The following is a 15425-nucleotide window of genomic DNA, read 5'->3' as shown; positions in this document are numbered from 1 at the left end:
GTCTACTTTTTAACTGAACAATCCAGTTTCAACTCAATAATCACCATTGTACCTTTATTAACCTCACTTTTAATTTTCACTGCCCCTTTATACTTATCCACAACATTTTTAACAAAATTAAGCCCCAGGCCAAATCCTTTAATATCATGAATATTTCCGGTTGAAACACGATAGTATTTTTCAAAAACTTTATCGAGCTCAGCAGACGGTATTCCAACCCCGTTATCTTTTACTGAAACAACAAGTTTACCCCTTTTGTTTATGGTTTCTATTGTTATATATGGAGCCTGTTTGGTATATTTTATTGAATTATCAATAACATTACTAAAAACATGCTTAATATGTGTTGCATCCCCTTTCACCACAAAATCACCTGCACAAAAATCAACCTTTATCTCCCCATGTTTCCGTTCTACATCAGTACGGAATGACTCGACGCAGGCATTCAGAACTTGACGCACATCCACCTTTTCATTCCCTTTTTTATCTGAATATAAGGATACCACTTTAAGAATATCATCCACATGCCCCCTGAGTTTTTCGTTCTCATCCTGAATCAATTGCGTGTACTGAAGAACCTTTTCACGCTCATCGCTTGCGTTCACCTTTTTTTTGATCAGTCCTGAAGCAAACTTAACATTTGCCAAAGGCGTTTGAAACTCATGAACCATATTATCAATAAAATACTTTGTATTTGATAATATAGATTGCTCTTTGGTAAACAACCTATAAATGATAACAAAAGAAATCATGACAAATAATATAGATGCAATAGAGATGTAAAACAGCGTACCTAACTGAGCAAAAACAAACTTACTATTATCTGGAAATTCTATTAATAACTTAATACCATTTTGGGCAAGCAAACCATTTAATGACTGTTCGTAACAAGTAACACATATTTTATCTTTGACACTATCATTTTCATTGATGAACTCAAATTTATATTCCAGATGGATTTTATGTATGTATAAATTTGACTGTATAATACTATCTACCTTCTGAAAATTAATATACTGCATATCTGTAGAACACTGGTTGCCACAAACATAACTATGCATATTATTACACATATTGGCCTCCCGGGCAATTTCGTTTCGGGCTTCCCTAAGAGCCAGTACCACCCTATGGTTAAAATGCTTTTCCTCGAGCCTTGCGGACTTCACCAAAAACAAAACCTGAATGATCACCAGACATAAAAGCACCAAAAAAGTTACTATTGCCAGCCACCATTGTTTTACAATTTTTCTCCCCATTAAACTTTTTCCTTACAATCTATGTTACTATATTCGAAACCAATACAAAAATAGAAATAATAGGCAATGCCCAAATACAAATTAACAAGCTGTTAACACGGATTAACAGTACGATAACAAAAAGAATTGATTATTCATTTAATCTTTGTAAAAGACAACAATTAATAACAATTAAATTTACACATTATGAAAAAATCAATCGCAGTTTCATTCCTTTTTATGTTTATGGTAGCAATTGCTTCACCAATAGTAGCTAATGATGCTATTCAGGAACCACAAAAAACCGAAAAAAAATGCTGCAACAAAGAAGCGAAGAAAGAATGTTGCTCTAAAGAGAAAAAAGAATGCTGCTCTAAAGAGAAAAAGGCTGAGTGCAAAAAAGAATGTAGTAAAGGCGAAAAAAAATAACAAGCCCCAATACAAAACAATTTACCATAGCTGTACATACAACATGTACAGCTTTTTTTATACTACGCCCACAATAAAAAACAAAATTGCGTACTTTCTCACACCACTTTTAATCAATTAATCTTAATTTTGTTGTTTAAGAGATTATTATCGGACACACCGATAAAACTTTAAAAGAGTATTAATACTCTATACAGGAATAGATACACAACTATGCTTAAACAAAGTTTACAACAAAAGCTCCTACAAAAATTATCACCTCTGCAAATACAGGTAATAAAACTGCTTGAAATCCCGGCAGCACAACTGGAGCAACGCATAAAAAAAGAGATAGAGGAGAATCCTGTACTTGAACTTGACGGAGAAGGAAGAAACAACGATGACAACGATGAACCAGAAGTAAAAGAATCCGAGGTTGAGAAGGATGAACTTTCCATAGATGAATATATTCAAAACGAAGATATTCCAGCCTATAAGTTGCAAGCCAGAAATTTTTCGAAAGATGACAAACATGAAGACATCCCCTTTTCAGAAGGTACTACTTTTCATGAGTTTTTAACAGACCAGCTCGGACTCAGGATATTAGATGATCGCCAAAGATTGATGGCCGAACATATTGTTGGTAACATCGACGAAGATGGATATTTACGCCGCGAAATTGATGAAATAATTGATGACATTGCGTTTAGCCAGAATATTGAATTTGACGAACGTGAGGCACTGGATGTTCTGGATATTGTTCAGGACTTTGATCCTCCGGGAGTAGGGGCTCGTGACCTTCAGGAATGCCTCCTGCTGCAACTGGACAAAAAAGACCGTTCATTCCCGGCAATAAACGATGCCTTCAACATCATCAAGCATCACTTTGAAGAATTTACCAAAAAACATTATGAAAAGATAACCAAACGTCTTCACCTGGAAGAAGATGACGTTAGAGAGGCCCTGGAAGAGATTTTAAAGCTAAACCCTAAACCAGGAAGCTCATACAGCAACCCTATGACAAAAACAGTACAGCACATCATTCCTGATTTTATTCTGGAAATTAAAAACGGGAAACCGGAGCTGTCATTAAACACACGAAATGTTCCTGAGCTTAGAATCAGCCAAACATACTCAAATATGTTAGAAGATTATGCAGGCAACAAAAAAAACCAGACCAAGGACAAGAAAGATGCTGTAATATTTGTGAAACAAAAACTGGATTCAGCCAAATGGTTTATTGATGCCATCAAACAGCGCCAAAACACCTTGATGAATACCATGCATGCTATTTTGGAATACCAGAAAGAATATTTTGAAGAAGGTGATGAGACCAAGTTAAAACCAATGATCTTAAAAGACATTGCAGAAAAAACAAATCTTGATATATCAACTATATCAAGGGTTTCAAACAGCAAGTATATACAAACCCACTTTGGTATCTTCCCGTTAAAATCTTTCTTTTCTGAAGGAATGCAAACCGATTCCGGCGAAGAAGTTTCTACACGCGAAATTAAGAAGATACTATCAGAGTGCATTGAAAATGAAGACAAGCGCAAACCTTTAACCGATGATAAACTATCGCAAATATTAAAGGAAAAATCATACAACATTGCACGAAGAACGGTTGCTAAATACCGCGAACAGTTAAACATTCCTGTTGCCAGGCTAAGAAAAGAACTATAGCCATATTATTTTTATAACACAAAACCGAGTATCAGGATTCCATCATTCCTCAATTCGTGTAACTTATTATTTTGCCATGCTAAAAAAAATAGCTTCAATTATATCCACCATCCTTCACCCTTTATTGATGCCCACAATAGGCATTCTGGTAATTTTCAGCACAGAAAGTCATATTACTTTCATCCCTTTTGAGTTCAGAAGGTTAGTAACTATTATTGTTTTTGTGAGCACCTGCATCTTGCCTTTAAGTGCGATACCTATTTTTCTTCAAACGGGCATTATTAAATCCATACACATGGAAACCCCACGCGAAAGAATCTTGCCCTTGCTAACAACAGGTTTCTTCTTTATCCTGGGTTATTATTTCCTCAAAAAATTTCAGCTCCCTGCATTTATCCCTCTATTTTTTTTAGGGACACTGGTAGCAGTAATAATTTCAATGTGTATCTCATTTTTTTGGAAAATCAGTATTCACATGATTGGTGTAGGAGGTTTATTCGGCGCCTTAATTTCTATGACTTTGAAATATGGAGTGGACACCAATATATGGATCATGGTAACAATCGCCATTTCAGGATTACTTGGCTCAAGCAGACTGGGGGCTAATGCACATTCCCCAGCTCAAGTATACTCAGGCTTTTTTCTTGGCTGCGGAACTATTTGTTCAATTGTAATGATTTAACTAAAACCTTCGCCCTATAATTAATATATCATCTATTTGCTCCAATTCACCTTTCCATTCATCAAGTTCCAACGACAATAATTCCTTTTGCTCGTCGACTGGCAGAGAACTAATTTTTACCATAAGTTTTTTCAGGGCACTGGCTTTATATTTTTTCCCTTTAGGACCACCAAACTGATCTGCATACCCATCTGAAAACAGATATACCATATCACCTTTCTCCAACTGCACTTCATGATTGGTAAAAACCTTATCAACACCTGTAGTCCTTCCGATTGCAAAACGATTGGCCTTTATTTCAATCAGTTCCCCCAGGCGCACAATCCACACTGCATTATAAGCTCCGGCATATTCCATTATGCGCGTTGCACTATCATAACTAATCAACGACAAATCCATCCCATCATTCACTTCCTCTTCCTCTCGCTGATTCAGCCGCAAAATAATCTCCCTGTTCAACTGATCCAATATTTCAGCAGGTTTCATAATCCCCTTTTCAACAATAATTTTACTAAGAGAAGTATAACCAATTACCGACATAAATGCACCCGGAACCCCATGACCGGTGCAATCAATAGCTGAAAGATATTCTTTACCATTGTGGGTTGAAGCCCAATAAAAATCTCCACTCACCACATCTTTAGGTTTAAAAAACACAAATGTATCATCAAAAGGAATATCAATCTGGGTTATAGCAGATTGTATCCGCCTTGCATAACGGATACTATCCATAATATCATTATTACGATCCTCCAGTTTTATTTTGGCATTATTGAGTTCCTTTGTACGTTCCGCCACCTTTTCTGCCAATAGTTTTTTATCCCGCTTTAAATTCCTTTCCCTTAAACGTACAACAACAACAGTTACTCCAATTATAAAAACAACCATCAACATTATAAACCACGGACGCTTATAAAGAGGCGCCAGAATAATAAAACCAACAGACACTGGTTCTTTAGCAGACAGTCCGTGTGAATTAAAAGCCATAACCTTAAACTCATAACTGCCTGGCGGCAAGGCCCTATAATTAGCCGTCCTTTGCTGATCTGTGCTCTCCCAATCTTCATCGGCTCCCTCCAACATAATATGATAAGTAACCGAAGAAGGATCATATACAGAAATACTGCTATAGTGAAATAAAATATTGTTTTTATAAGATGGAAACACCTTCTTTCTATTCACATCTATTTCTTCACCATTAACCATAAAAGCAGTAATATGTGTTATTGGAATCTCGGGGGCAGATTGATCTATTGATGGATCATAACAGGTTAATCCGCCAACCGTTCCAAACCACAACCTCCCAACATTATCTTTGAAACACGCATTGGCTTTTGCTTCAATACCAACAAATCCATTCCGTTCAGAGTACGATAATACAACATCCTTACCATGCAATATCTTATTCAATCCAATCGTGGTTCCCACATAAATATTATCAAAGCCATCGGTTATCACAAACCTTGAGTTATTGGTATAAAGACCATCACTAATGGTATATTGACTTACTACACGATTTCCATCCAACACGTATACACCATGAGCTTCCGTACCCACTATTAAATGCCCTAGTGAATTTTCCGTAATTGAATTTGGCGTAATTTTATCGGGGAGGTCAATATTTCTGAAATATCCATCATTAAAAAAAGAGACCCCTCCATTTTGCGTCCCAACCCATAAAGTGCCTTTATGATCACAGAATAGGGACTTTATTTCATTTGCAGGCAGACTATCAATCCTGCCATACGTTTTTACATACTTTTTGCTAGTGATATCATAAGCACACAAACCAGCTGGGGTTCCCATCCATAATATATTATTCTTATCAATCTCCATAGCCCAAACAGCTTTTGAAAAACGCGGCAGATGCTGATTAACATATGGCTGACTAACAAAACGCTTTTTCCTGACATCATATAGTTCCACTCCCTGATCTTCTGTACCAATCCAAATATTATTGTTCAAATCGCGTTTAAAAAACCTGATCTGATTGCTGATCTGGTTATTGTCCTGATTGTATTTATTTAGATTTCCTTTTTCGACATTGCCATACGATATTCCCTTATTTGTACCAATCCAGAAATCACCACCGGTTAATTGCAGGACTGAGTTTATATGGTTGTCCGCCAATCCATTTTTAGAGGTAAATGACACAAAGCGTTCCCCTTTAAAAATATCCAACCCATGCTCTGTAGTTCCTATTAAAATATTTCCTTCAATATCCTCTGCAAGGCACCATATTTTATTGTCATGTAGCCCATTTTCTTTATCAAATACTTTTAAAGATCCATCCGGGGAAATCTTGGTAACACCACCTCGACTGCCCATATCCCAATGACTTATCCAGATGTTACTATTTCTATCTTCAATAATTCCTGTTATCCAATTAGAAGCCAACCCATCCTTGATGTCATAGTATTGTACCTCACCACTTAAAGCATCCTGTTTGTATAGCCCACCATTAAATGTGCCATACCACATATTGCCCTTACTATCCTCAAACAAAACCGAAAATTGAAAATAAGTATCAAGATTCCTGGGGTTATACCTTTTAAATTCAGCCTTATCAATATCATAAAACTGGATATCAACATCTGTTATCAAAAACACCCCCTGTTTTTTTGACATGTAGGAATTGAACACCACATTACTTACATTCTTGCTTGTAACAGGAACCACTTTTAAAAGGTCCAGGGGAGCATTAGTATTTTCAATCTTAAAAACACCGTTTCCAAGAGTTGTTACCCAAATCTCCTGCTCATTAACCTGACAAAACGAAGTAATATTATTAGAAATTCCGGGAACTTCAATTACTTCAAAATGATTGTTAAAATAACGGCTTATCTGGCCCCCTTCGTGCCCAATCCACAGTACATTGTTCACATCTCGAAACAACTCCCTGACTCCACCTTTCCCAAGGTTATTTTTTATGGTATAATTTTTAAACTGCAGCCCATCAAATCTCGACAAACCTATATCCGTCCCCAGCCATATAAACCCATCCTCCATTTGACAAATGGAATAAACCTTTGAAGATTCCATCCCATCTGTTGTTTTATAATTATCAAAAAAATAAGTTTGAGCAGAAACTACACCTATACAAAACCAACATGTGTATATAATAATCAGTATAACAATAGACTTGACACACCTCATAAAACCTATTCTTTATTAATAAAGAAGAAAGTTCCATCTTCATCCGACAAACCAGCAATTTTACCGAATTTAGGTTCCTGGGAATTATTTTGCGATACCACCTCTGTAACTTTTTTAACTATTGACTCGATAGGAATACAAGCGTCCGGATTATTGGCCAACATATTTGCAAAAGTTTTGGTGAACTGAGAATTATCAATTGCCAGCTCGTACCCTGCAGAAGTAAACACCTGAGAAGATTTTAACTTGGTAGCTTCCCAATCGCCACAATTTCGCTCCTCTACATTGCCCCTCATTGCCTGATAAAAAGTGGGCCCTGATTCACAGGCATCACTCACAACCAGGGTATGGCTAAGCAGGTCATTATACGATTGCAACGAAGCCTTTAGGTTATTAATACTAAAATAGCTAAACTCATCATCCCTGTTGGCATCGATTGGAATCCAGTATCCCATCTCGTTTACAAACTTACCATGTCCGGCATACCATATCAGTACTGACTTAATGTTATTGCCCCTGACAATATCCCTAAGTTCAATAGCAAAAAAGCGCTCAAGCTCCTGCTTCGAAAGGTTTCTTTTATGTAATATATTATGAATATCATATCCAGAAAGCGCACTTCGCATTAAATCCACATCTCGTGCTGGTCCATCCAGGCTGGGGAAACTTGTATAATCCGAGTTCTCAATAAAAATAGCCCAGGTTTTACCCATCGGGTTATTCTCTGATATTGAAATACCTTCCCGGTTTATATCAAAGGTCTGTACTGTTTGGTTTCCATAAACATCTGTAACACTCACGGAGAATTTACTTTTATTAGCAATATCTATTGTGGCCACAAACTTTGGATTGAGTTCATCGACTTTATAACTGGCAGTTACGCCATCAATAAAAATACTATTGATCAGGCTCTCGTCAGAAACACTCCCCTCAAGATACAAAGATGGAGATTCCTTATCCAAAAAAACCTCATTGTTATCTGAAGCATAAGGAGATAAAAGTTTTACAACAGGCAGGTTTATCTCAGTACGTTCAATATGGTAATGCATTTCCTTTTCATTATTATACACATCCTTTGCTATAACACTAAAAGAATCTATTCCATCAATATTTATCTTTGCTGAGAACTCTGCATTCTTCCCACTTTTCTCAAAAGGAACATCAACCGAGTTTACCTGAATAGATTGAATATCACTTTCATCAATTACTACTCCACTAATGTTAACTTCCTTTTTGTCCTTGGCAATAGGAACCGTATTCCCATTAATCGAGGCAGGATCTGCCACAACAATTTGAGGCTTATTACTTTCCCTGTTTAATTCATACAACCTATCATTTGCTTTGGCCAGTAACTCCTGGGCTTTCCCATCATATTCAGACAGTTTGTTTATCACGCAATAATCCTCAATAGCTTTCTCATAATTGGCAATTTGCTCAAATGAGTACGCCCTCTTATAAAACGCATGTACATACTCGGCATCGAGCATAATAGCCTTAGTAAAATCGTTTATGGCATTTTGGTGCTGCGTAAAATCCTGGTAGTACACCCCCCTTTGAAAAAAAAGTTCTTTATTTTCAGAGTCCAACATCAGGGCGCTTGACATATCATTAATAGCCTTGCCATACTCCATCTGCCCCACATATACCTTTGCTCTTAAAACAAATGCCCCGGCATTTCTCCTGTCAATATCGAGTAGTTTATTTGAATTAATCATTGCATCCGTATATTTCTGAGTACGAAGCAATAGTTTAACCAGTGAAGTCAGGGTTTCTACATCCGATGGATCTTTTTGGATAGCAATATAATACTCCTTTTCTGCGAGTTCATCATTATTCAAGTTTTCATATGCTTTCCCGTTTATAAAATGATGCAGGGCATGATCTTCTACAGACATAGCAACACTAACAGCATCAAGGGCATCAGAATATCTCTCCTGAGCCATAAATACCCTTCCCATCAAGGTAAATACCTCATACTTTTGCTTGGAAACATCTCTCAAGAGTTCCAAAAAGCTTAACGACTCATCATGTTTCTTTAATTTATAACATACGTTAGCAGCAGCATAGCAGTAATCCTCAACGTTTGCATTTAATGCTTTCAACTTATTATAATCGATTAAGGCCTTTTCCAACGCTCCCGTTTCAACATAACAGGCTGCCCTTGATATATATGCCTTTTGAAATTCTGGTTTTAATACAAGAGCCTGTGTATACTGGTCGATAGCACTCTCCCATTGCCCACCAACCTTAAACTTTTCTCCGGTTTTGTACATTTTACCAACCGACTGGGCATTTAACGAGCCATCAAAAACAAAAAACAGTATTAGAACAAGGGTGATATAATACTTCATAGACACATCTTTTATTTCAACTACCATACCTATAGGAGTAAACAAATTATTTTATACTTACAAAGAAATAAAAAGTTATGAAATTTTTACACCGCTACCTCAACTTAGATGCGTGATCATTCACAATTTTAGACAAATCAAGAGAATATCAAGACTAACGAACTCCCCATAACTGTAAGTTGATCTCCAAGCCATTTTTTTCATTAAAACATATTAACCTCAACGCCAACTACCCATAATTTTATTCTTTTTTCTTTGATAAACTACCTATAAAAAACCATCCAAAAAGCTAACTTTGCAAGTCTGCAGAGCAGCAATGGCAAATAATTATAAAGAATTGATTGATAATGTTTTTAGTATTTGATACCGAAACCACAGGATTACCAAAGAATTGGAAAGCACCCATTACCGACACCGACAACTGGCCCAGAATGGTTCAGCTGGCATGGCAGTGTCATGATATTGAAGGGAACTTCCTTTTTGCAAAAAACCATGTTATAACTCCCGATGGCTACACCATTCCGGATGACGTGGTTGCAGTCCATGGTATCACTACCGAAATAGCCCATGAAAAAGGTATCCCGCTAAAAGATGCGCTGGAAGACTTCATGAGTGATGTAGCTAAAAGTAAGTTCATTATCGGTCATAATGTAAACTTTGACATCAATATTGTTGGCTGCGAACTAGTGCGATGCGAAATGGACGAACAGGCACTGGTTCAGGCTTCCATGCTTGATACGATGACAGGGAGTAAGGAGTTTTGTGACCTACGAAAAAACGGCCAATTAAAGAACCCAACACTTACAGAACTTCACATTAAGTTATTTGGAGTTGCCTTTGAAGAAGCCCATAATGCTGCAGCCGATGTTGAATCTACAACAAGATGCTTCCTTGAACTAGTCAGGGTTGGAGGATTGTCCCTGGAAATGCTGCAAATGTCAGAGGCAGAAATACAGGCTTTCAGAATAAACAATCCGGATGTTATTGATCCTGTAGGTATTGAATTTGAATCTTTCAAAGAAGACACCCTGGGCCACATTTCCATTGAGGAAGAAGAAGCCAAGCTGAAAGAAGCGGCTCAAAATGCAGGCAAGACTCCTTTTGTTCACCTCCATGTTCATACTCAATACTCCATTCTCGATGGAGCCAATAAAACTGCAGTCATTGCCAACAAAGCCAAAGAAGATGGCATGACCGCACTGGCCATTACTGACCATGGCGGCATGTTTGGAGCAAAGGAATTCCATGTGGCTTGTTCTAAGGCAGGAATCAAGCCTATACTTGGCGTAGAAGCATATGTTGCAAGAAGAGGCCACCTCATTAAAGAAGATAAATCAGATGGCTCCGGTCATCACTTAATTATCCTGGCTAAAAACGAAACCGGATATGTAAACCTGCTAAAATTAACTTCAATTGCCCATACAGAAGGTTTCTACTACAAACCCCGTATCGATAAAGAACTTCTTGAAAAATACCATGAGGGGCTAATCATTAGTAGCGCCTGTCTTGGTGGTGAAGTTGCCCAACATATTATGAACGGCAACATGGACAAAGCCAAAGAAACTATCCTTTGGTATAAAGGTATATTTGGCGACGACTATTACCTTGAGGTCATGCGTCACCCAACAAATGATCCCATGTTGCGCAAGGATGTTTATGAAAACCAGGTTAAAGTAAACACGGTAATCTTTGAACTGGCTGAAGAACTGGAAGTAAAGGTTATTGCTACAAACGATACTCACTTTACCAACGAAGAGGACGCTGAGGCCCACGACTTATTGGTTTGTTTAAGTACAGGCAGGGATTATGACGATCCCACCCGTATGAGATATACTAAACAGGAATGGTTCAAATCTACAGAGGAAATGAACCAACTATTTGCTGATAAACCGGAAGCTTTGCGCAACACAGTTGAAATAGCAGATAAAGTTGAAGCCTTCAAATTGGATTCCAGTCCGATTATGCCTCCTTTTGAAATACCTTCTGATTTTGGAACCATTGAAGAATACAGGGAGAAGTTCTCAGAAGAGACACTGATTGAAGAGTTTACAGAGGATGGATTTCATAGAATCGGAGGATACGACAAAGTTATCCAAATTAAGCTGGAGGCAGATTACCTGGAACACCTAACCTTTGAAGGAGCCAGGGAACGATATGGTGATGTGCTTGAAGACCATGTGAAAGATCGGCTGGATTTTGAGTTGATGACTATCAAAACCATGGGTTTTCCGGGATATTTCCTTATAGTACAAGACTTTATCAACTGGGCAAAAGATAACGGGGTACTCGTAGGACCAGGAAGGGGTTCTGCTGCAGGAGCGGCTGTGGCCTACTGCGTAAAAATTACAGATGTCGATCCCATTAAATACGATTTGCTGTTTGAGCGTTTCCTGAATCCGGATCGTATTTCCATGCCCGATGTCGACATCGACTTTGATGATGACGGACGCCAGGATGTACTGGATTACGTAACACATAAATACGGACAAGAAAAGGTTGCCCACATATGCACCTTCGGAACCATGGCAACCAAGAGTTCCATTAAAGATGTGGCCAGGGTACTAAAACTCGATTTAGCCGAGGCCAACCGCCTGGCTAAGATGGTACCGGAGGCCCCAAAAATGAATTTTAAAAAGGCCTTTAAAGAAGTTCCTGAACTAGAAGAAGAAAAGAATTCACCCAACCCGCTTATCGCACAAACCATGAAGTTTGCCGAGGCTTTGGAAGGTGCTGTCAGGCAAACCGGGGTACACGCCTGTGGGGTTTTGATTGGTAAAAACCCGCTCGACCAGCACTTACCGGTTATGCCAACAAAAGGAGAGGAACTTTTAACCACACAGTACGATGGCCGCTTTGTTGAAGATATTGGTCTGCTAAAAATGGACTTCCTAGGACTGAAAACCCTGTCTATTTTTAAGGAAGTATTAGCAAACATCAAACTATCCAAAGGGATAGATGTGGATTTAGCAAATATTCCATTGGATGACGAAGTTGCTTTTAAATTATTTGGTAACGGCGAAACCACTGCGGTATTCCAGTTTGAGTCACCCGGTATGAAAAAGCACCTTAGAGCACTAAAACCAGACCGCTTTGAGGATTTGGTTGCCATGAATGCCTTGTATCGTCCAGGTCCGATGGAATACATCCCATCATTTATTGAACGTAAACACGGTAGAGAAGAAATCAAATACGACCACCCACTAATGGAACCTTACCTGAAGGACACCTATGGTATTACCGTATATCAGGAGCAGGTGATGCTCCAGTCCAGAGCATTAGGTGGTTTTACCCGAGGCGACTCCGACTCCCTCCGTAAAGCCATGGGTAAGAAAATTATGGCCATGATGGACAAACTTAAAACCAAGTTTATCGATGGCTGTTTATCCAGTGAAGAGTTTGTTAATGCCTGTAAAGAGGGAAAAACAGACATTGCCAAGCCAGAAGATTTGATTGACAAGATCTGGAGCGACTGGGAAGCCTTTGCCAGCTATGCTTTTAATAAATCCCACTCTGTATGCTATGCCTACGTAGCCTACCAGTCGGGTTACTTAAAAGCCCACTACCCTGCAGAATTTATGGCAGGTGTACTTTCACGTAACCTTAGCGACATCACTAAGATTACCACCTTTATGGAAGAGTGCAAGCGAATGGACATGCCTGTACTTGGACCCGATGTAAATGAAAGTTACAACAAGTTTACTGTAAACAAAAAAGGCGAAATCCGCTTTGGTATGGCCGGGGTAAAAGGCGTGGGAGCAGGAGCTGTGGAAGAGGTTATCCGTGTACGCGAGAAAGATGGTCCATACAAAGACGTCTATGATTTTGTTGAACGCGTTAACCTACAAACAGTAAATAAAAAGAACCTGGAAGCCTTAGCTGCTGCAGGAGGCTTCGATGGCTTTAAGGGAATTCACAGGGCACAGTATTTTACCTCTCACCCAGGAGAAGAAACAACCTTTATTGAAAATTTAATACGATATGGAAACCTATATCAAAACGATAAGGCCACAGCTGCAAATTCATTGTTTGGTGCAGCCGGTGCCGGAGCTGCTATTACCAAACCCGCACCACCGGTTAGCGAAGAATTCTCTATTCTTGAAAAACTAAATAGGGAGAAAGATTTAATCGGAATTTATTTATCTGCGCATCCTTTAGACGTATATAAATTAGAGATCACTCATTTTTGCAATACCCAATTATCAGCATTTGATGATTTAGAGAAAATGAAAGGCAGAGATGTTACCATTGGCGGTATGATAACAGCATCCCGATCAGGTACCACAAAAAAAGGCAATCCCTATGGAATCATGACCCTTCAGGATTATTCCGGCTCATACGAATTTGCTTTCTTTGGCAGGGACTATCCGGAATTTGCCAGATATTTGGTTGAAGGATACTACATCATGTGCAACGGCAAAGTACAAGAGAAACAATGGACAAAAAACGGTGAGCTGGAAGTAAAAATCCACAAAATTGAAATGCTTGATGGCATAAGGGAATCCAGGGTTTCCGGAATTAACATTTCCATTCCTCTACAAAGCATCAATGAAGAACTGGTTACAGAAATGGGTACATTAACACAGGAAGAGGATGGCAATGTAGCCTTGCGTTTCAGCATATACGATAAAGAAGACAACATGAACAAAGCGCAGTTCTTAGCACGTTCATCAAAAATAAAGTTAACAGATGAAATTGTTGAATACCTTGAAAATCACCCTGAGATATCATTTACATTAACATGATGGTCCAGGCCGGTTATAATAAACTATAAGTTGTTATGTATTTATATGCCAGATAATCTATCAATTACAACAACAATATTTTAATTAAACACTAATATTGCCTGCTGTAAAAACCTGATTTATATCTCATATCTAAAATCTAACCACCTATTAGCATTAGCATATCTAAAAAAATGAATATATTTGGTATCCATGAAAGTAGTTTTTACTTTTGCTAAGATTGAAAATCGAATTAAAGTATAAATCTTAAAATATTATTTTATGACTATAGATGTTACAGATGCAACCTTTGAGGAAGTTGTATTAAACTCAGACAAGCCTGTGTTAGTTGATTTTTGGGCAGAGTGGTGCGGACCTTGTAGAATGGTTACTCCAATTGTAAAAGAATTAGCCGAAGATTATGGAGACAAGGCAGTTATAACCAAAATGGATGTTGACAGCAACCCGGGAACATCAGTAAAATACGGCATCAGGAATATCCCTACTATCCTTTTCTTTAAAGGTGGAGAAGTAGTTGACAAACAGGTTGGTGCTGTACCCAAAACAATTCTGGCATCAAAACTCGATGCTCTAATGTAAGAAATTATCAATCTAATTACTAAAAGAGCAGTTACTTACGGTTTCTGCTCTTTTTTTGTAAGGTAACCAATACCCAAATGCGATTAAATACACTAATTAATATGGGAATTAAAGAAGTTTTGAGATAATTTTTTAACTTTAGGATTCTTATAAATAAACCATATGGACGATTTAGGAAATCTCTTATATATATTATTTGCCATCGTTGCAGTTGTTTTCAACATCTGGAAAAAAGGGAAGCAGGTAAAACCCAACACCCCACCACCAACAGATAATAACGATCCTTTTGAAGAGGTACTTCCCGACTTTGAGCAATTATTTGGCAGAAAGGAGAAAGTCAAAACAGAGCCAGATATACACCAAGAGGTTCCTGCTCCAAAAAAAGAAGTTATAAACAAAAGTCAGGACGAATGGAAAAAGAGGCTCCAACAAGCAGAAGACAGGCTGAAAAGAGTCGCAAAGAAAGAACCCATTTCCCTGCAGGTAGAATCAGAAAGCAAAAACAGTTCCGGATGGTTTGATGCCCGTAAAGCCATAATCTATTCTGAGATCTTAAAACGTCCTGATTTTTAGTTTCAATAAACAC

General features: G+C 38.1%; 9 protein-coding genes. 6 read left to right on the top strand and 3 right to left on the bottom strand.

All coding sequences use genetic code 11. The features are described from left to right. Window positions 1-2: 2 nt before the first annotated feature. A complete protein-coding gene (locus OM074_RS05955) occupies window positions 3-1256 on the bottom strand; it encodes a sensor histidine kinase (protein WP_301198439.1) in 1254 nt (417 codons plus the stop codon). A gap of 186 nt (window positions 1257-1442) precedes the next feature. Here OM074_RS05955 and OM074_RS05950 point away from each other — a divergent pair, with 186 nt between their 5' ends. The 3 genes from OM074_RS05950 to OM074_RS05940 all read left to right on the top strand — a co-directional run bounded on the left by OM074_RS05950 (window position 1443) and on the right by OM074_RS05940 (window position 4011). Continuing rightward, window positions 1443-1664 (top strand): hypothetical protein, encoded by a 222-nt coding sequence (locus OM074_RS05950; protein ID WP_301198437.1) that lies wholly within the window; start codon window positions 1443-1445, stop codon window positions 1662-1664. 213 nt (window positions 1665-1877) lie between these two features. After that, window positions 1878-3329, top strand: coding sequence for an RNA polymerase factor sigma-54 (gene rpoN, locus OM074_RS05945; RefSeq protein WP_301198435.1), 1452 nt, complete (start codon window positions 1878-1880; stop codon window positions 3327-3329). Between the two features lie 76 nt (window positions 3330-3405). Further along, complete coding sequence (locus OM074_RS05940; protein ID WP_301198433.1) at window positions 3406-4011, top strand: PAP2 family protein; 606 nt, start codon at window positions 3406-3408, stop codon at window positions 4009-4011. Here OM074_RS05940 and OM074_RS05935 read toward each other — a convergent pair whose 3' ends face one another. Both OM074_RS05935 and OM074_RS05930 read right to left on the bottom strand, forming a co-directional pair. Further along, a complete protein-coding gene (locus OM074_RS05935) occupies window positions 4012-7053 on the bottom strand; it encodes a two-component regulator propeller domain-containing protein (RefSeq protein ID WP_301198431.1) in 3042 nt (1013 codons plus the stop codon). A 119-nt stretch (window positions 7054-7172) separates the two neighbouring features. Continuing rightward, entirely contained in the window at window positions 7173-9518 is a 2346-nt protein-coding gene (locus OM074_RS05930) for a tetratricopeptide repeat protein (RefSeq protein ID WP_301198429.1), read from the bottom strand. Between the two features lie 347 nt (window positions 9519-9865). On the opposite strand from OM074_RS05930, the gene dnaE reads away from it, so the two are divergent. From dnaE to OM074_RS05915, 3 genes are all read left to right on the top strand, one after another. After that, complete coding sequence (gene dnaE, locus OM074_RS05925) at window positions 9866-14260, top strand: DNA polymerase III subunit alpha (RefSeq protein WP_301198427.1); 4395 nt, start codon at window positions 9866-9868, stop codon at window positions 14258-14260. 261 nt (window positions 14261-14521) lie between these two features. Then, window positions 14522-14839: a thioredoxin gene (trxA, locus tag OM074_RS05920; protein WP_301198425.1), complete on the top strand. Its 318-nt coding sequence runs from the start codon at window positions 14522-14524 to the stop codon at window positions 14837-14839. A 162-nt stretch (window positions 14840-15001) separates the two neighbouring features. Further along, entirely contained in the window at window positions 15002-15412 is a 411-nt protein-coding gene (locus OM074_RS05915; protein WP_301198423.1) for a hypothetical protein, read from the top strand. Window positions 15413-15425 lie beyond the last annotated feature (13 nt).

Source organism: Plebeiibacterium marinum (assembly GCF_026013615.1).
GTDB lineage: Bacteria > Bacteroidota > Bacteroidia > Bacteroidales > Marinilabiliaceae > Saccharicrinis > Saccharicrinis marinus_A.
The sequence above is the reverse complement of the archived record's forward strand: the minus strand, read 5'-3'. Positions and strand labels throughout refer to the sequence as shown.

Coding starts and splice junctions, on each gene's coding strand:
- OM074_RS05935 (WP_301198431.1), bottom strand. CDS start 7,053: ATGGAATCTTCAAAGGTTTATTCCATTTGTCAAATGGAGGATGGGTTT.
- dnaE (WP_301198427.1), top strand. CDS start 9,866: ATGTTTTTAGTATTTGATACCGAAACCACAGGATTACCAAAGAATTGG.
- OM074_RS05930 (WP_301198429.1), bottom strand. CDS start 9,518: ATGAAGTATTATATCACCCTTGTTCTAATACTGTTTTTTGTTTTTGAT.
- OM074_RS05940 (WP_301198433.1), top strand. CDS start 3,406: ATGCTAAAAAAAATAGCTTCAATTATATCCACCATCCTTCACCCTTTA.
- OM074_RS05915 (WP_301198423.1), top strand. CDS start 15,002: ATGGACGATTTAGGAAATCTCTTATATATATTATTTGCCATCGTTGCA.
- rpoN (WP_301198435.1), top strand. CDS start 1,878: ATGCTTAAACAAAGTTTACAACAAAAGCTCCTACAAAAATTATCACCT.
- trxA (WP_301198425.1), top strand. CDS start 14,522: ATGACTATAGATGTTACAGATGCAACCTTTGAGGAAGTTGTATTAAAC.
- OM074_RS05950 (WP_301198437.1), top strand. CDS start 1,443: ATGAAAAAATCAATCGCAGTTTCATTCCTTTTTATGTTTATGGTAGCA.
- OM074_RS05955 (WP_301198439.1), bottom strand. CDS start 1,256: ATGGGGAGAAAAATTGTAAAACAATGGTGGCTGGCAATAGTAACTTTT.